The organism is Streptomyces sp. NBC_00683, assembly GCF_036226745.1.
Lineage (GTDB): Bacteria > Actinomycetota > Actinomycetes > Streptomycetales > Streptomycetaceae > Streptomyces.
On sequence record NZ_CP109013.1, the window covers coordinates 7,281,955 to 7,299,217 of the forward strand.

A 17,263-nucleotide genomic window follows, 5' to 3' on the forward strand; every position below is an offset into this window, starting at 1 on the left:
GGCTCAGGCGGGGCGGGGGAAGACCGCGCCGTCGAATATCTTTCGTGCGGTGCGTACGACAGCAGTGCGGCGGGCGGTCGGAAGAGCGCCTGACCTGCCGTGCTCGATGCTCGATTCGATGTCGAGAAAGCCGGTGGGGTGCTCGATTCGCAGCCGGTCCCCCCGTGCGGGCAGCTGTGCCACCTCCTCGCCGACGCCGCCCTCGATGCGCAGACCGGCGGCCACGCTCGCGGCGCCCAGTACGCCGATGGAGGTGTGGCAGCGCACCGGGATGAACGTGCGTGTCGTCACCGCACCGCCGTACCGGGGAGGCGCCAGCAGGCTGACCTTGGGCACCGTGGTGTCGGAGACGTCGCCGAGGCCCATCGACCTCCCTGCCGTGAGACGGATCTCCCGGATCCGCTCGGCCAGGGTCGCGTCCGCCTCCAGCTCCTTGGGGTCCTCGTAACCGCTGACACCGAGAGAGGACGCGGCGACCAGCACGGTCGGCATACCGTTGTCCACGCAGGTCACCTCCGTCCCCGCCGCGATGTCACGGACGCGACCGGTGGGCAGCAAAGGGCCGGCGCCCGGCGGGAACCCGATCACCACGGCCGCGGCCGTGCCGGGCACGCCGGAGATCTCCGCCGACCCGGTGTACGCGACACGGCCACCCGGCGTCGGGAAGGTGGCGGTGGCGAAGTCCCCGCTGTTGACCATCCGGATGCGCACCGAGGTCTCACCGTCCTCGGCTGCGACCAGGCCCCGCTCGACGGCGAAGGGGCCGACCCCGGCGAGGAGGTTGCCGCAGTTCTGATTCGTCGTCACCTCCGGTTTTTCCACGTTCACTTGGAGGAAGAGGTAGTCGACGTCGGCGTCCTGGTGCGCGGAGGCGGAGACGACTGCGACCTTGCTGGTGAGCGGGTGCCCTCCGCCGAGGCCGTCGATCTGGCGCGGGTCGGGGCTGCCCATGACCCGCAGCAGCAGCTCGTCGCGGGCGACGGGGTCGGCGGTCAGATCGGCGGCGAGGAAGTAGGCGCCCTTGGAGGTGCCGCCGCGCATGAGCATGCAGCGCACCTCCTCGAGCAGCCCGGTCATGTCCCCGCTCCGTCGCGGGAGTACTCCTCGTAGGTCCGGTACGTCACACCCAGGCGTACGAGCGTCTCGCGCAGGCCGTAACGGTCCAGCCCGAGCCTGCCGTCGATGAAGGAGGCGCGGGCGTCGGCCTCCTTCTGCTCGCGGGCCCCGGAGGCCTCGGCCGTCTCGCGGGCGCGCTCGCGCGGCACACACACCACACCGTCGTCGTCGGCGAGGATCACGTCGCCGGGACGGATGACCTGGCCGCCGATCGCGACAGGCACATTGACCGAGCCGCCGGTCGCCTTGACCGTGCCCTGCGGGCTGACTGCCGCGGACCAGGCGGGGAAGCCCATTTCGCGGAGTTCGGCCGTGTCCCGGATGCCCGCGTTGATGATCAGGCCGCGTACGCCGCGCCGCTGCAGCGCGGTGGCGAACAGCTCGCCGAACATGCCGTCGGTGGAGGGCGAGGTGGTGGTGACAACCAGCAGATCGCCCTCACCGCACTGCTCGACGGCGGCGTGGATCATGAGGTTGTCGCCCGGCCAGGACAGCACGGTGACCGCGGTGCCCGCGACCCGGGTGTCCTGCTGGACCGGGCGCAGGTGCGTGCCGAGCAGGCCGGTGCGGCCCATTGCCTCGTGCACGGTGGCGACGCCGTATCCGGCGAGCGCCTCGACATCCTTCGCGTCCGCCTTCGGCGGGCCGGTGACGATCACGCCGCTCATGCCAGCTCCTTCGCGATCTGCGGGTAGGGGCGCATGTACGCCTCGGCCATGGTCCTGTGGGCCAGGCCCAGGTTCGGGCCGGCGTTGCGCTTGAGCTGGACGCCGCGGCGCACCGCGAGGTCGGTGTAGTAGTCCCACAGGTGCTGCTGGGCGCCGAGGCACTCCATGGCCTTGCGCTTGGTCTCCCACACCTCGGTGATGTCGAGGAGGACCTCGGGCCTGAAGCCGCTCATCTCGGGCTGGTGCGGCTCGAAGTAGAAGACAGGCGGTGCGCCGATGATCTCGCCCGCGCCGGGGTAGCCGATGGCCTGGGCGAGGATGCGGGATTCGAGGGCCATCCGGTTGGCAGCCGGGTGGTCGCCGTTGTAAGGGTCCTCGGCGGGGTGGGTGAGGACGACGTCGGGCTGGGTGGCGCGGTAGACCTCGACGAGCTGGTCGGTCAGCTCGCGGCCGACCAGGAGCGGATAGTCGCCCGCGTCGAAGAAGCGCACCTCGGCGCCGAGCGTCGCGGCCGCGCGCTCGGCCTCGTCGCGGCGTATCGCCTTGATCTCGTCCAGCGTCCTGCCTTCGCGCCACGCCTTGGCGGACTCGCCGCGCTCGCCGAAGGTCAGGCACGCGATGGTGACCGACTCCCCGCGCGAGGACGCCAGGGCTATGGCTCCACCCGCCCGCCACACGAAGTCCCCGGCGTGCGCCGTGATCACCAGCGTCGACCGTGGGGTGGCGGGCGCGTTGCCGTGCGTCATGATGAACTCTCCTTGGTGACAGGTGTGCTCCCGCCCCCGCGGTGCGTCAGTCGTCGCGCAAGGCGTCGATCACGCTGCTGAGGTGGGCGCGGACGGCTGCTTCCGCCGCCTGCGGGTCCCTCGCCGTGATCGCCTCGATCACGGCCAGATGCTCACTCAGGGACTTCTGCGGACGGCCCGGCCTCAGTGCCAACTGGAACTGATGACGCACCAGTTGGCCGTTGAGCCGCTCCAGGAGCCCGACGGCCGTCCGCTGGCCGGAGAACTCCCTGATCATGGCGTGCAGTTGGTGGTTGAGCTCGGAGTAGGTCATCGGCTCGCCGTCGGCGACCGCACGCGACATCGCCGCGCCCGTCCGCGCCAGCTCGGCCAGCTGCTCCTCGGTCGCCCCGGTGGCCACCTTGGCGACACAGAGCCCTTCGAGGACCATCCGGCACTCGGTGATGGCGACCGCTTCCTCCCTGGTCACCACACGCACGCGTGATCCGCGGTTACGGATCCGCTCGACCAGCCCTTCCGATGCCAGCTCGAGAAGGGCCGCACGGATGCTGGCCCGCGTCACACCGAACTGCTCGGCGAGATCGTCCTCCACCAGCCGTTGGGCCGGTGCCATCTCCCCTTGCAGAATCGCCTGCCGCAGCTGCGCGAGCGCCTGCTGCTTGGCCTGCTCCCCGGTGCCTGGACGAGCTTCCTTCGGCATCTATGCCCTCCCTGAGTGAGTGCCTGTCGAACCTAAACTTAGGCCAACAGAATTGTCAACGATTTTGGCGACGGTATTGCCGACGTGCTTCGGCGGCGCTACGTTCATCCGCCACGGCACCCGTTGCCCCGTCGTGACCGCCGCCCGCTCGACTGCCCGGCATCCGGGAGCCGGGGCGTGGAAGACGCGACACCGCGTCCGCACGGGCCGGTACGGCCTGCTGTCCTCAACCCCCTCCTCAGGAAAGGAACGCGCATGAGGCGACCTCGCCTGCTTCCATGCCTGTCCCGCGCACGAGTCCTCACCGCCGCTGCCGCCGCCACCGGGCTCGCCGCCGCGACCGCCCTGCTGCTGCCGGCCGGGGGGCCCGCCGGTGCGGTCGGCGCCCCGGCCGCCTCCTCGGTCGTTGCCGTCACGTCGAGCAGCACGTCCTCCGGTATCGAGCCGGCCATGTCCTGCGCCGGCATCGCGTCGCAGGACCTGGCCGCCGCCGTGCCGGGTGTGCCCTTCGGGATCACTTCCGCCACGGAGCTGGCCGCCGGAAACAATACGCTCGGCAACTGGGCGGCCTGCGTGGTGAAGGGCGTGATCGCACCGCAGATCCACTTCGAGCTGCGTCTGCCCCGGACAGGGTGGCAGGCCGACTACCTCCAGATCGGCTGCGGCGGCCTCTGCGGCAACGTGAACGCGGGCAGCGCCCCCGCATCGAGCGGCTGTGTCCCGCTGACCGGGGGCGCCTTCGCCGTCGCCTCCAGCGACGAGGGTCACTACCAGGGCGGCGGCCTGTTCTCCACCGACCCGACGCTGCGCGCCGACTTCGGCTACAAGTCCGACCATCAGCTCGCACAGACGGCCAAGGCGATCATCAAGCTGTACTACGGGCAGCCCGCCGCCCACTCGTACTTCGACGGCTGTTCGCAGGGCGGTCACCAGGCCCTGACCGAGGCGCAGCGCTACCCGGCCGACTTCGACGGCATCGTCGCCGGGGCCCCGGCCAACAACTTCACGGCGCTGAACACCTTCTCGCACGCCTGGACCGCCCAGTCGGTCTTCCTCGACGGCGGGCCGGCCACGATCACCACCGCCGACCTCGCGCCCCTGCACGAGGCCGTACTCGAGGGCTGCGGCGCCACCGACGGGATCATCGCCGATCCGCTGGACTGCGACTGGGATCCGGCAAGCATCCGATGCGCGGCCGGTCAGACCTCCACGTCCTCGGACTACTGCCTGACACCGGACCAGATCACCACGCTGCACCGGATCTACGCGGGGCCGACCGACGAGCACGGCAAGCTGCTGTACCCGGGGTACCAGCTGCGCGGCTCCGAACCGAACTGGGCCGGCGTCATCGTCCCGGCCACGGCCACCGGCACCACCGGAGACGTGAACTTCGTACGGGAGACGATCCGTTACCAGATCTTCGACAGCCCACAGCCGGCCCTGACGTACAAGGACATCGAGTTCACCGAGGCCTACTACAAGAAGGTCATGCGGCCCAACGAGGGCATGTACGACGCGACCGACCCGGATCTGAAGGCGTTCAAGGCGGCAGGCGGCAAGCTCATCCTCTGGCACGGTCTGGGGGATCAGCACATCCCGGCCGTCGGAACGATGGCGTACTACAAGGCCGTGCAGAAGGCCATGGGCGGCGCAGCGGCGACCAGTAGCTTCGCCCGTCTGTTCCTGCTCCCGGGTGTGGCGCACTGCGGCGGCGGTCAGGGCCCGGACAGTTTCGACGCGCTGACCGCCGTGGTCGACTGGGTGACCAGGGGCGAGGCTCCGGGCAGCCTGGCGACCACGGCCGTCGACGGCAGCGGTGAGGTCACCGCCGCCCGCCCGGTCTACCCCTTCCCGTACGTCGCCAGGAATACCACCGGCGGCCCGGCCGACGAGGCGAGCAGCTATACCCCTGTCGCGTCCCGTGCCGAGGCCGGCCTGACGCTCGACTGGCTCGGCTCCTTCCGTTCCGGCTACGAGACGACGGGCAACTGGGTCCACGGCGCGTGGGTGGTCACCAAGGGCAAGGCGTGACCGCTTGACGTGACGGCCGGTGTTCGGCCCCGAACCGGCCGACGCCCCCGGGGCGGGACCCCGCAGGTCCAGCTCCGGGGGTGGGTGACCGGTTCGGTCTTCCTGTGTGCCGCCCTCGAGTTTGTGCATCACCTTTGAATGGTCACGAAATTGTTGACGATTCTTGCGGGTGTCTCCTACGGTCGGTCCCGAGCCGTCGGCGTGGCATCCGGGACCCGATCGGGTCCGCCACGGCCGTGCCCGGCATCCGGCATGTGAGGCGACGGCAGTCCAGGACTGCCGCAGAAGAAAGAGACGCCACGTGAAGCACAGGGCAGTGAAGCGCAGGACGGTCCTGATGGGTATCGGTGCAACCGCCGGCGTCGCGGCGGCGGGAGGTCTCGCCCTGAACGCACAGGCTTCCGGTGGGGGTACGGACGACACCAACGGCTCGGGCACGCTTGTCTTCGACAGGGACGACTACACCGAGCTGACGACCACCATCGGCGCCGACGACGGCGCCAAGAAGGTCACTTACCACTTCTACAAGGCCATCACCTATGTCACCCGTCCGGTGAACCCCGACTACCAGAGTCTGGTCGTCAGCGTTCCCGTCGAGATCGACGGCAAGGCCGTCGACGCCACCGCGGCCCCCATCGTCTTCGCCAACGCAGTCGGCGGCTACTTCCCGGCGAGCGTGGCGGACGCCGCGGGGGTCGGAGAAGCCACGATGGAGATGGGCGGCGTCGGCGGTCCACCCGGTGCAGGCGCGCCCGGCGCCACTCCCTCCGGCGGGGCCGGTGCCGGGGCCGAGGCCGGTACGGGAGACGTGGAGTCCGGCGGCAACTCGATGCTCGACGGCATGGGCAAGATGGTCAGCCTGCCGAAGCTGGCCCTGGCCGCAGGCTACGTCGTCGTGGAGCCGGGCTGCCGCGGCCGCTCCCTCACCGATGCCGGTGGCACCTACTACGGCACCGCCCCGGCCGCCATCGTCGATCTCAAGGCCGCCGTGCGCTACGTGCGCTCCAACAAGGGACGTATCCCGGGCAACACCGACCGCATCGTCTCCACGGGCACCAGCGCCGGAGGCGCCCTCTCGGCCCTGCTCGGCGCCTCCGGGAACAGCCCTCTGTACGCCGGGTACCTCAAGGAAGCCGGTGCTGCCGAGGCGAGCGACGCGGTCTTCGCCAGCGGCGACTGGTGCCCGATCGCCGATCTCGAGCACGCCGACGGCGCCTACGAGTGGAACTGGGGCACCAGCGTCACACAGAGCACCGGCAAGCAGGTGGACCAGGCCGTTTCCGCCGAGCTGCGTTCCCGGTTCGCGGAGTACCAGGCAGGGCTCAAGCTGAGGGGCATCGGCCGGTTCGGAGCTCTCACCGCACGCAACTACGACCAGTACCTGCTGCAGACCTACCTCCAGCCGGCGGCCACGACCTACCTCACGAGGCTGTCGGCCTCCGACCGTGCCGCCTATCTGGCCAGGAACACCTTCATCACATGGAAGGACAACCGTGCGGCCTTCACCTGGGAGGACTACCTCGCCCACGTGGGTGCGCGGAAGAAGACCATTCCGGCCTTCGACGCCTTCGACCTGTCCGCCGGCGAGAACAACGAGTTCGGCCAAGGCGTCACGCAGGCGCGGCACTTCACCCGGTACAGCCTCAAGAACGACTCCACCGGCATCAGCAGCAAGCGGCTCGACAGCGACATCCCGGAAAAGCTCAAGCTGATGAACCCCATGTACCACATCGAGCAGAAGAACCCCGGCCGCTCGAAGCACTGGTGGATCCGCGTCGGCACCACCGACTCCGACACCTCCCTCACGGTCGTCGGAAACCTCGCCGCCGGCCTCGACAACCTCGGTGACGACGTCAACTCCCTGATGTACTGGGACGAGGGGCACGGGGCCAACACCGATGCGGCGGACTTCCTCACATGGATCGCCGAAGTGACCGGCCACCGGAAGTAGCCGTACCGCTTCACCACTCAACGGGAGGCCGAGGGGCCGGCGGCTGCCAGGTCGGGCACGGGCAGACCGCTCCCTCGGACACCGGATCTCGTGCGGCACGCGCGAGACTGCCGCTCACAGCCGTGAGGCGGTCCCGCACCCCGCTCCGTCGCTCTCGCGGAGGCGCGCGTCCAAAGACGTGCTCCGGTCGTACGGGTCGACCTCGGGGCCGTCCCCCGAGCCTGTCACCGCGCGTTCGGCGCTGAACTCGGGGACCAAATAGCCGGTGAAGGTGTCGCAACCGCCGTTGGTGGTGTCCGACTTGTAGGAGACGAGGGAGAACGTCCCGGGCTTGATCTTCACCTTCGACGGGTCGTCCCAGCTCACGACGACCTCGCGGCGCACAATGGTGCGGGTGACTTCGTCGCTGCCTGGCGCGGCACGAACGACCGGATAGACGTAGGTGACGTCGGTGGACACCTCGACCGCACCGCGCTCACCCTGCCGGTACACGATCCGTCCACGGGTCCTGACCACGTTCCCGACCAGCCGCGCCTTCGCCTCCGCGAAACGGCTGAACAGCATCAGGGGGTCGTTCTCCCGGCTCGGGGCGCGGAACGCGGTCTCCAGGTAGTCGTTGACATCCTGCTGGTACGGATTGATCAACGCGATCGCCTTCGCCGGCCGCTCCCCGCGCAGCACACCAGGATCCAGGCTGGACTCCGCAAGGAATTCCCGGGTCCGGTCGAGCGCCTGCGCGACCTGCTCCTTGCTCATCCAGCCGGTCGCCCGTGCCGCAGGCAGGACGAGTGATGCCGTCCCGTCGCCCCACCGCTCCGCCGGCGATCCTCTGAACGGCTCCTCCAACGTGGGTGGTAGGGCCGCCTCCTTCGCCGGCGGCCGGTCCGGACGTTCCGACTCGGCGGCGAGCGGCGTACTCCCGCCGCCTCCGACTCCGAGCCACCCGGCAACCCGCCCCGGAACCATCACCACGACCAGCAGGACGACCACGGCCAGCAGGCCGACCACGTACCAGCCCTTTCCCCTGCGCGGCCGCGCCGGCTGGTGAGTCCGCCAGCCCTCCGGCCGACCGGGCTCATCCCGCAGCCGCTGCGCCACCATCCGGGCACGCGCCGACGGTTCCTCGGGCGCGCCCGGAGTCCCTTCCTCGGCCTCCCGCAGAAAGCGCTCCCACTCCTCGTCCGGTATGGACGCCCCACCCTTGCCCACGCTGTGTTCCCGCCCCTTCTCACCCGCCCGGTCTCTCCCCTGAGCCGGTCGGCATCGGTGCATCATCACACAGCTCACCGACACTCCCAGGAACCCAAGTCCCTGCTCAGCCAGGCCTGGAGACCGCTGCGGGTCAGGGGAGGGCGGCTGTGCGGAAGACGTTCCGCACAGCCGCCGCCCCGTTCCCCGGACTACTTGTTGACGTTGAACCCCTGGTCGGTCCCGTACTTGATGCTGGACCGCTCCCAGGCCTCCAGCCCCTGCGACAGAGGGGTCGAGGAGACGTACGACTTGCCCACGGTGTCGTTGAAGACGGAGTTCGCGTACACCTGGTACGGCAGGTACGACCAGTCGCTGCCCACGTTGCGGGCCGAGTCGGCGAAGACCTTGTTGGCCTGCTGGCCGCCGAAGTAGGGGAACGCGGTCTCCAGGAAGGTCTTCGATTCCAGGTCCGCCCGGGTGGCGGGGAAGGCGCCTTCGCTGACGCGGGCCGTGGCGCCGGCGCCCGTGGTCGCGTACTCGGCGAAGGCGTAGGCCAGTTCCTTGTTCTTGGCGGCCTTCGGTACGGCGAGGGAACTGCCGCCGTTCTCCGCGCTGTCCGTCCTGCCCTTCGTCCACTGGGGGAGCGGGGCCACGCGCCAGTCGCCGGACGCGGAGGCGACGCCCGAGGTGAAGTTGGCAGGCATCCAGGCACCGATGGACAGGGTGGCGATGCTGCCGTCGGCCAGGCCCTTGTACCACTCGTCGCTCCAGGAGCTGATCGGTGCGACCAGGTCCTCGTCCAGCAGCTTCTGCCAGGTGCTGGTGTACGCCTTGGTGCCCGCGTCCTCGAAGTCGACCGTGACGTCGGTGCCCTCGGCCTTGTACGGACGGCCGCCCGCCTGCCAGATGAGGCTGGTGGTGGCGCCCGCGTCACCGGTGTCGTTGGTGATGAAGGTCTTGGGGTCGGCCTTGTGCAGGGTGCGCGCCGCCTCGACGTACTCGTCCCACGTGGTGGGGACCTCGATGTGGTGCTTGTCGAAGACCTTCTTGTTGTAGAACAGCGCCATCGGGCCGGAGTCCATGGGCAGGGCGTACACGGCCTTGTCGTACTTCACCGCGTTCCAGGGGCCGGTGGTGAACTTCTTGTCATGTCCGGCGGCGCCGTAGCCGGCGAGGTCCTCCACGGACTTGCCGATCGCGAACTGGCCGAGGGCGTAGTACTCGACCTGCGCCACGTCGGGGGCGCCGGAGCCGGCGGCGATGGCGTTCTGCAGAGCGGTGTACTGCTTGTCGCCGGTGCCCGCGTTGACGAGTTCGACGTCGACCTTCGGGTACTTCTTCTCGAAGTCGGCAACCACCTTCTTGAGCGTGGGTTCCCATGCCCACACCGTTATCTTCCCTCCCTTCGCCAGCGCGGACTCGACGTCCTTCGCGCCGCCGCCGTCCTCGGCCGGATCGGAGGAGCCGCAGGCGGTCGCGGCGAGGGTGATGGCGCAGACCGCGGCGACGGCGGCGAGAAGCCGGCGAGTGCTGAGTGTCCTCATGCGTGGTGCTCCTGGTTCGGTGCTCGGGGAAAGGGGAGGGGAGGGCGCGCGTGGGGGCGGATTCACTCCTTGACGCTGCCTGCGGCCAGGCCGGACTGCCAGTACCGCTGGAGCAGGAGGAAGATCACGACGATCGGCACGATCGTGAGCAGGGAGCCGGTGATGATGAGGTCGAAGACGGCCTCGCCGCCTGCCGTCTGGGCCTGGGCGTTCCAGGCGCTGAGGCCGAGGGTGAGCGGGTACCAGTCCGGGTCCTTGATCATGATCAGCGGCAGGAAGTAGTTGTTCCAGGTCGCGACCATGGAGAAGAGCAGCACGGTGACCGTTCCCGGCATCAGCAGCGGCAGGGCGATGCGGAAGAAGGTGCGCAGTTCGCCGGAGCCGTCGACGCGGGCCGCTTCGAGGAGTTCGGCGGGCACCGCCTCGGCGGCGAACACCCACATCAGGTAGAGCCCGAACGGGGAGATCAGGGAGGGGATGATGACGGCCCACGGGGTGTTCGTCAGGCCCATGCTGCTGAACATCAGGAACGTGGGTACCGCGAGGGCCGTGCCCGGCACGGCCACGGCACCGATGACGACCGCGAACACGGCGCGGCGGCCGGGGAATTGGTACTTCGCCAGGGCGTATCCGCCCAGGACGGCGAGGATCGTGGCGCCGCCCGCTCCCGCGGCGACGTACATCAGGGTGTTGAGCAGCCAGCGGACGAAGACACCGTCGTCGTAGGCCAGCGTCCGGGAGATGTTGTCCCAGAGATTGAAGTCCTCGCCGAACCACAGGCCCGAGGAGCCGAGCAGGCCCTTCTGGTCCTTGGTCGAGTTGATGACCAGCCAGGCCAGCGGAAGCAGTGTGTAGAGGAGGACCAGTCCGGTCACGAGGGTCAGCGGGATGCTGGGGCGGGGGTTGAGCGGGGTGTGGGGGCGACGGCGGGGCCGCAGGGCCGGCCGGCCGGATCCCCGGGAGGTGCGCGTGGGCCCGGCGGGGGCGGGGTCCGCGGCGTTCGCGTCGACTCCGGCGAGGTTCGTGGTCATGGCTCAGCCCTTCCGCATTCCGCGCAGCTGGACGCTGTAGGCGATGATCGCGGTGATGACGCCCATCACGATCGCCACCGTGGCCGCGTAGTTGTGCTGCTGGCCGGAGAAGGACAGCGAGTAGGTGTAGAGGTTGGGGGTGAAGTCGCTCGTGATCGCGTTCGGGGCGAGCTTCTGCAGGATGCTCGGCTCGTTGAAGAGCTGGAAGCTGCCGATGACCGAGAAGATCGTCGCGATGACCAGGGCGCCGCGGATCGCAGGCAGCTTGACCGCGGTGATGACCCGCCACTCGCCGGCGCCGTCGATCGCGGCGGCTTCGTAGAGCGAGCGCGGAACGACCTTGAGCGCCGAGTAGAAGATCAGCATGTTGTACCCGACGAATTCCCAGGTCACGATGTTGCCGATGGAGGCGAGCACCAGTGCGGGGGAGAGCGGGTCGGGAAGGGCGACACCGAAGGCGTCGTTGATGTTGCCGACCAGGCCGAACCGGGTGCCGTAGATGAAGCCCCACATCAGGCTCGCGACGACCGCGGGTACCGCGTAGGGCAGGAAGATCGATATGCGGAAGAAGGCCTTGCCGTACAGACGCCCGCTGTCGATGGCCAGTGCGACCAGCAGTGCGATGCCCAGCATGATGGGCACCTGTACGGCCAGGAACAGCCCGACCCTGGCCAGTCCCTCCCAGAACTGCGGGTCCGTCAGCGCCTGCTCGTAGTTGTCCGTGCCGACGAAGGAGTTCCCGCCGATGAGCCGGTCGCGGAAGAGGCTGAGGTACAGCGCGTATCCGATCGGCGCAAGGAAGACGAGGCCGAAGACCGCGACGAACGGACCTGCGAACCCCCACCCGACGAGGGCCTGCCTGCGGAGGCGGAAGCGCGCTCGCACGCGGGGCGGTGGTAGTGCCTGCGCCGGAGTCGGCAGGAGCGTCATGGCTGGTTCCTTGTGTCGGTGACCGACCGGTCCGTTGTGAGGAGGGACGAGGGCCTTCGGGCCGGAAGCGGCCGGATCAGGCTGTGCCCGATGAGAAATGTTTACGTAATCATCGGTAGCGTGATGGTGACACTCCCGGTGGGGGTCGTCAAGCATGGAGTGGGAGTCGATGGAAGGAAGACCGGTGACGGAGAAAGACGCGGCCGCTCGTGCGGAGACGGCGGACAAGGGCGGTCGGCGCGCCGCGAAAGGCAGGCAGCCCCGGGTGTCGATGGCTGACGTCGCCCGGGTCGCCGGCGTCTCGTCGCAGACGGTCTCCCGGGTGTCCAACGGGGACCCGGCCGTCATCGACCGGACCCGGCAGAAGGTGCTGGACGCCATGAAGGAGCTCGGCTACCGGCCCAACAGCGCCGCCCGCGCGCTCAAGCGCGGCGACTTCCGGACCATCGGCGTCATCACCATGAGCCTGTCCAGTACGGGCAACGTGCGGACCCTGGAAGCCATCGCGAAGTTCGCCTCGCACGCGGGGTACGCGGTCACGCTGATCCCGATCGACGCCCCGACCCAGGACAACGTCAGAGGAGCCTTCACGCGGCTCGACGAACTCGCGGTCGACGCGGTCGTCCTGATCATGGAAGTGCACCTGCTCGACACGGCGTTGCTGACCCTGCCGCCGCATGTCACGGTCGTCGTCGTGGACTCGGACGCCGGCGACCGGTTCCATGTGGTGGACACCGACCAGCACCAGGGCGCCCGGACGGCGGTGCGCCACCTCCTCGAACTCGGGCACCGTACGGTCTGGCACCTGGCAGGCCCCCAGGAGTCGTTCGCGGCGGGCCGCCGCGCGGTCGCCTGGGAGGCGGCACTGCGCGAGGAGGGGCGGGAGGTGCCACCCCTGCTGCGGGGGGACTGGGCCCCCGCGTCCGGCTACGAGGCGGGCCTGCGGCTGGCCGACGAGCCCGACTGCACCGCGGTGTTCGTGGCGAACGACCAGATGGCACTCGGTGTGCTGAGGGCACTCCACGAGCGCGGAAAGCGCGTGCCCGAGGACATGAGCGTCGTGGGCTTCGACGACATCACCGAAAGCGCCTCCTTCATCCCGCCACTGACCACGGTCCACCAGGACTTCGCCCGGGTGGGGGAGCTGTGCGTCGACGCCATCCTGGCGGAGCTGGGTGGCAAGGCCGTGGAGGGCGGCACGACGCTGGTGCCGACCCGGCTGGTCGTGCGCGCGAGCACGGCTCCGTATACGGAGGTCTGAGCTTCTCCGGACCACCGGCTGCGGCTCACGGCTTCCCCGGACAGCTCTCGGGGCGGGCGGGCCGATCCCGGGGCCGGCCTCGCCCGGCGCGGGGTGCCCCCCGGGCCGGCCTCGCCCGGCGGGGGGTGGCGCTGCGGCATGCCGGCGGGGTGGATCGCACCCCGCCGCGGCCGGGCGGGTGGCGGCCGTCCGCGCCAGGTGGCGGCGACCGGGCTAGGGTTTGATCAGGGGGAACGGAATCCTCAGGAATGTCATGTACCGACACCGCAAAGCGCCGGACAGCACCCAGGAACTCCTCCTCACCCTGGGGCGCCTTGTCGATCAGGCATTGGAGAACGTCAGACTCCAGCGGGCCCGGGCGGAGCTCGGCATGGCGCTGCAGCGGCACATGCTCCCTTCCGAACTGCCCGATTTTCCGGGCGTCCGACTGGCGGCCCGGTACGCGCCCTCGCAGGACGGTCTTGCCGTCGGCGGAGACTTCTACGACGCCTTCCCGATGAGGGACGGGGTGGCGGGCGTGGTCATCGGCGATGTGCAGGGCCACGGAGTGGAGGCCGCCGCCTTCATGGGGGAGGCGCGGGCCAGTCTGCGGGCCCTCGCCAGTGTCACGGCCGACCCCGGGAAGGTGCTGACCAGCGCCAACGACCTGCTGATCTCCCTCGGCGGCGACCTCTTCACCACCTGTTGCCTGCTGAGCTTCGTACCTCAGAGCGGCGATCTCCGTATAGCCCGGGCCGGCCATGTCCCGATGGTGTGGGGCACCGACGCGGGCGATTCGGGTGTGTCCCTGGACGCCGGCGGGGTCCCCCTGGGGATTCTGCCCGGCCAGAGCTACCCGGTGGTTCACCGACGTGTGACGCAGCCCGGCTACCTCGTCCTGCTCACCGACGGGGTGGTGGAAGGACCCGCCTACCCGATCGACGAGGGGCTGGCGGAGGTGGCGGGGCTGGTGGCCGCCTCGGACGGTGTCGCGCCCGACGTCCTGGCCTCGCGGGTGATCCGGGTCGCGGACCGCACCGGACACGATGACGATGCCGCCGTTCTCGTCGTCCGCTACGAGGGGCCGCCGGGCGCCCGGTAGTGCAGACGTAGGCGTACCGCCCGCCTGCATGGCCGTGGTGTCGGCGCGTCCGTCCGGCTTCGACCGCTCGGGGTGGTGTCTGATGCTGCTGTGGTGGACTTCTCACAACTCAGGCGGCACAAGGCCACTGCTCTGACGATCCTGGCGGTCGCCGCCCTCTACTACGCGACCGCCCGCCTGGGACTGCTCCAGCAGCTGGTGCGCGGCCAGGTCACGCCCCTGTGGCCGCCGACCGGTATCGCGGTCGCCGCCCTGCTCCTGTTCGGTGCGCGGGTCTGGCCCGGTATCGCCGTCGGCGCCCTCGCGGTCAACATCTCCATCGGCCCCACCGTCCCCTCGGTACTGGCGATCGTCCTCGGCAACACCCTCGCCCCGATCTGCTCCTACCTGCTGCTGAACCGCGCCGGTTTCCACAACGGCCTCGACCGTCTGCAGGATGCACTGGCCCTGGTCTTCCTCGGCGCCCTGGCTCCCATGCTGATCAGCGCGACCATCGGCAGCGGCACCCTCCTGCTGTCAGGGGTACTCCCGGCCAGCGGCTTCTGGCCGACCTGGTCCGTGTGGTGGACCGGCGATGCCATGGGCGTGCTCGTCGTCACCCCCTTCCTGCTCGTGGTCCGCTGGGCCCGGTGGCCACGCGCTGTCAGCGCCATGATCTGGGTCGAGGCGGCGGCACTGGCGGCGTGCACCCTGACCGTGACGCTCCTGGCGACCAACGCCAGCAGCTCGTCGCTGCTCTTCCTCGTGTTCCCCTTCCTGATCTGGGCCTCGTTCCGCTTCGAACGTGCGGGAGCCGCACCGTGCGCCCTGGGCGTCTCCACGCTCGCGATCCTCGCCTCCGGGCGGATGGCCGGCCCCTTCGCCCACCACGACCTCCTCACGAACATGGTCACCCTCCAGGCGTTCAACGGCACGGTCTCCCTCACCGCCCTGCTCCTCACCGCGGTCGTCACCGAACGGAACCGCACCCACGAAGAGATCGAGCGCCTGTGCGCGCAGCTCTCCGACGCGGTCGCGCACCAGAACGACGGGTCCCGCCGCGGCACTCCCCCCGACGCCTGAGGCCGCAGCTCGTGCGCTCAACGGGACCCGGTGGGGCAGGAGGTGCCGCCGGACCGTCGGCCGCAGAGGCGGGGCTGTCCCGCCCTTGCTGGAGCACCATCTCGCCGACGGGGGCATGTGTCCGCGTCCGCGTGTTGACGTAAACACCACGAACGGGAAAACCGGCAGGAGTTCCTGTCCAGGTCCTTGACAGGCCCCGGGGCTGCTTCCAAACTCTCTCCACAGCACGGGTGTTTACGCAAACATATCGGGGGTGACGGCTCGACCTGACACGGCGGCGCCCCTTTTTTCGCTCGTCCCCGGCCGCTGCCTTCGGGTCCCGTCCGGCGCAGACCCACGCACGACCGCGCTCCCCCCACCGATCGGCCTCCTTCGCGCCCGAAGCGCGCGAACCCCTGCCCGACCGACAGCAAGAGGTACGTGATGACGCGACACAGGAATCCAGGTACGGCAATGGTCTTTGCCGTCCTGTCCGCCCTCCTCCTGGCACTCCTCGGCGGAGCCGGCACCGCCCAGGCCGCCCCGGTGACCATTGCCAACGCGACGCAGTTCAGCGATCCGAACGGTGACCCCGTACACGCCCACGGCGGCGGAGTCGTCAAGGTGGGCCAGTACTACTACTGGTTCGGCGAGAACCGGAACGCCGACAACAGCTTCCGGTACGTCTCCGCCTACCGTTCCACCGACCTGAAGACGTGGGAGTTCCGCAACCACGTCCTCACCCAGGCCACCGACCCGGAGCTCGAGTCCGCCAACATCGAGCGGCCCAAGGTCATGTACAACAGCGCCACCGGCCAGTTCGTGATGTGGATGCACAAGGAGAGCTCCACCGACTACGGCGAGGCACGGGCCGCGGTCGCCGTCTCCTCCACGGTGGACGGCGACTACACGTGGCGCGGCAGTTTCCGCCCGCTCGGCCACATGTCCCGTGACATCACCACCTTCGTCGACACCGACGGCGCCGGCTACATGATCTCGGCCGCGAACGAGAACGCCGACCTGCACGTGTACAGGCTGACCTCGGACTACACCGCTGTGGCGTCCCAGGTGCAGAAGCTCTGGGCAGGACAGTCGCGAGAGGCGCCTGCGGTGTTCAAGCGGGACGGTGTCTACTTCCTGCTGACCTCCGGCGCCACCGGATGGTCCCCGAACCAGCAGAAGTACGGCACCGCCACGAGCATGACGGGCACCTGGAGCGGTCTGAAGGACATCGGGGACTCCACCGCCTACCGCAGCCAGACCGCCTACGTGCTGCCGGTCCAGGGCACCCAGGGCACGAGCTACCTCTACATGGGCGACCGCTGGGGCAACTCCATGGGCGGCACGGTCAACGACTCCCGGTACGTCTGGCTGCCGCTGACGTTCCCCACCGGCACGACCATGACCATGGACTACTCCCCGAACATCACCGTGGACACCACCACCGGGACCGTCGCCGGCATGAACGCGACCTGGGAGACGCTGACGGCCCGCCACAGCGGCAGGTGCGCCGATGTGGCCGACTTCGCCATGAGCGATGCGGCGCAGTTGGTCCAGTGGGGCTGCGGCGCGGGCGTCAACCAGCACTTCTGGATCAAGGATCTCGGCACGGGACATGTCCAGATCATGGCCAGGCACAGCGGCAAGTGCCTTGACGTGAGCGGCTCTTCGACCGCGGACGGTGCGTCCGCCGTCCAGAACCCCTGCAACGGCCGGACGTCCCAGCAGTGGACCGTCCAGTCGTCGGCCACCACGGGGTACGTCCGGCTCGTCGCCCGCCACAGCGGCAAGTGCCTGGACGTGGTGAACCAGTCGACCTCCGACGGCACCGCTCTGGCGCAGTGGACCTGCAACACCGGCGACAACCAGAAGTGGCGCCGCACGGCAGCCTGACCGGCGCCGGGCCATCCCTCGACTCCCCCCGCGCGGCCTCACCCGTCCGCGCGGGGCACGCCCCGGCATGCCCGCGCAC

At 69.6% G+C, this 17,263-nt stretch carries 14 protein-coding genes; 6 read left to right on the plus strand and 8 right to left on the minus strand.

Annotated features, from left to right (window positions below; translation table 11 throughout):
• Positions 1–3: 3 nt before the first annotated feature.
• From OG257_RS32440 to OG257_RS32455, 4 genes are read right to left on the minus strand one after another with little or no spacing between them, the layout of a single operon-like run.
• Entirely contained in the window at positions 4–1,077 is a 1,074-nt protein-coding gene (locus tag OG257_RS32440; protein ID WP_329213175.1) for a 4-oxalomesaconate tautomerase, read from the minus strand.
• On the minus strand, positions 1,074–1,784 hold the full coding sequence (locus OG257_RS32445) for a 4-carboxy-4-hydroxy-2-oxoadipate aldolase/oxaloacetate decarboxylase (RefSeq protein WP_329213177.1): 711 nt from the start codon (positions 1,782–1,784) through the stop codon (positions 1,074–1,076). The genes OG257_RS32440 and OG257_RS32445 overlap by 4 nt, the downstream gene beginning before the upstream one ends.
• Positions 1,781–2,530: a PIG-L deacetylase family protein gene (locus OG257_RS32450; RefSeq protein ID WP_329213179.1), complete on the minus strand. Its 750-nt coding sequence runs from the start codon at positions 2,528–2,530 to the stop codon at positions 1,781–1,783. The genes OG257_RS32445 and OG257_RS32450 overlap by 4 nt, the downstream gene beginning before the upstream one ends.
• Positions 2,531–2,576: 46 nt before the next feature.
• Positions 2,577–3,230, minus strand: coding sequence for a GntR family transcriptional regulator (locus OG257_RS32455; protein ID WP_329213181.1), 654 nt, complete (start codon positions 3,228–3,230; stop codon positions 2,577–2,579).
• 255 nt (positions 3,231–3,485) lie between these two features.
• Between OG257_RS32455 and OG257_RS32460 the strand changes: the two genes are divergently transcribed.
• Positions 3,486–5,261, plus strand: a complete 1,776-nt coding sequence (locus OG257_RS32460; protein ID WP_329213183.1) for a tannase/feruloyl esterase family alpha/beta hydrolase — start codon at positions 3,486–3,488, stop codon at positions 5,259–5,261.
• Positions 5,262–5,562: 301 nt separating this feature from the next.
• Positions 5,563–7,212 carry a subtype B tannase gene (locus tag OG257_RS32465; protein ID WP_329213185.1) on the plus strand — a complete coding sequence of 550 codons (1,650 nt, stop codon included), beginning with the start codon at positions 5,563–5,565 and terminating at the stop codon, positions 7,210–7,212.
• Positions 7,213–7,326: 114 nt separating this feature from the next.
• Here OG257_RS32465 and OG257_RS32470 read toward each other — a convergent pair whose 3' ends face one another.
• From OG257_RS32470 to OG257_RS32485, 4 genes are all read right to left on the minus strand, one after another.
• The gene (locus OG257_RS32470) at positions 7,327–8,421 is read right to left on the minus strand and encodes a hypothetical protein (protein WP_329213187.1); all 1,095 of its coding nucleotides are present in this window, start codon (positions 8,419–8,421) and stop codon (positions 7,327–7,329) included.
• A gap of 191 nt (positions 8,422–8,612) precedes the next feature.
• On the minus strand, positions 8,613–9,947 hold the full coding sequence (locus tag OG257_RS32475; protein ID WP_329213189.1) for an ABC transporter substrate-binding protein: 1,335 nt from the start codon (positions 9,945–9,947) through the stop codon (positions 8,613–8,615).
• Between the two features lie 62 nt (positions 9,948–10,009).
• Positions 10,010–10,978, minus strand: a complete 969-nt coding sequence (locus OG257_RS32480; RefSeq protein ID WP_329213191.1) for a carbohydrate ABC transporter permease — start codon at positions 10,976–10,978, stop codon at positions 10,010–10,012.
• Positions 10,979–10,981: 3 nt separating this feature from the next.
• Positions 10,982–11,908: a carbohydrate ABC transporter permease gene (locus tag OG257_RS32485; protein WP_329213193.1), complete on the minus strand. Its 927-nt coding sequence runs from the start codon at positions 11,906–11,908 to the stop codon at positions 10,982–10,984.
• Between the two features lie 271 nt (positions 11,909–12,179).
• On the opposite strand from OG257_RS32485, the gene OG257_RS32490 reads away from it, so the two are divergent.
• From OG257_RS32490 to OG257_RS32505, 4 genes are all read left to right on the plus strand, one after another.
• Entirely contained in the window at positions 12,180–13,169 is a 990-nt protein-coding gene (locus OG257_RS32490; RefSeq protein ID WP_329215466.1) for a LacI family DNA-binding transcriptional regulator, read from the plus strand.
• Between the two features lie 253 nt (positions 13,170–13,422).
• Positions 13,423–14,250 (plus strand): PP2C family protein-serine/threonine phosphatase, encoded by an 828-nt coding sequence (locus OG257_RS32495; RefSeq protein WP_329213195.1) that lies wholly within the window; start codon positions 13,423–13,425, stop codon positions 14,248–14,250.
• A gap of 93 nt (positions 14,251–14,343) precedes the next feature.
• Positions 14,344–15,312 carry an MASE1 domain-containing protein gene (locus OG257_RS32500; protein WP_329213197.1) on the plus strand — a complete coding sequence of 323 codons (969 nt, stop codon included), beginning with the start codon at positions 14,344–14,346 and terminating at the stop codon, positions 15,310–15,312.
• 453 nt (positions 15,313–15,765) lie between these two features.
• A complete protein-coding gene (locus tag OG257_RS32505) occupies positions 15,766–17,184 on the plus strand; it encodes an RICIN domain-containing protein (RefSeq protein ID WP_329213199.1) in 1,419 nt (472 codons plus the stop codon).
• Positions 17,185–17,263: the final 79 nt, after the last annotated feature.

Coding starts and splice junctions, on each gene's coding strand:
- OG257_RS32475 (WP_329213189.1), bottom strand. CDS start 9,947: ATGAGGACACTCAGCACTCGCCGGCTTCTCGCCGCCGTCGCCGCGGTC.
- OG257_RS32485 (WP_329213193.1), bottom strand. CDS start 11,908: ATGACGCTCCTGCCGACTCCGGCGCAGGCACTACCACCGCCCCGCGTG.
- OG257_RS32460 (WP_329213183.1), top strand. CDS start 3,486: ATGAGGCGACCTCGCCTGCTTCCATGCCTGTCCCGCGCACGAGTCCTC.
- OG257_RS32480 (WP_329213191.1), bottom strand. CDS start 10,978: ATGACCACGAACCTCGCCGGAGTCGACGCGAACGCCGCGGACCCCGCC.
- OG257_RS32450 (WP_329213179.1), bottom strand. CDS start 2,530: ATGACGCACGGCAACGCGCCCGCCACCCCACGGTCGACGCTGGTGATC.
- OG257_RS32445 (WP_329213177.1), bottom strand. CDS start 1,784: ATGAGCGGCGTGATCGTCACCGGCCCGCCGAAGGCGGACGCGAAGGAT.
- OG257_RS32495 (WP_329213195.1), top strand. CDS start 13,423: ATGTACCGACACCGCAAAGCGCCGGACAGCACCCAGGAACTCCTCCTC.
- OG257_RS32490 (WP_329215466.1), top strand. CDS start 12,180: ATGGCTGACGTCGCCCGGGTCGCCGGCGTCTCGTCGCAGACGGTCTCC.
- OG257_RS32455 (WP_329213181.1), bottom strand. CDS start 3,230: ATGCCGAAGGAAGCTCGTCCAGGCACCGGGGAGCAGGCCAAGCAGCAG.
- OG257_RS32440 (WP_329213175.1), bottom strand. CDS start 1,077: ATGACCGGGCTGCTCGAGGAGGTGCGCTGCATGCTCATGCGCGGCGGC.
- OG257_RS32505 (WP_329213199.1), top strand. CDS start 15,766: ATGGTCTTTGCCGTCCTGTCCGCCCTCCTCCTGGCACTCCTCGGCGGA.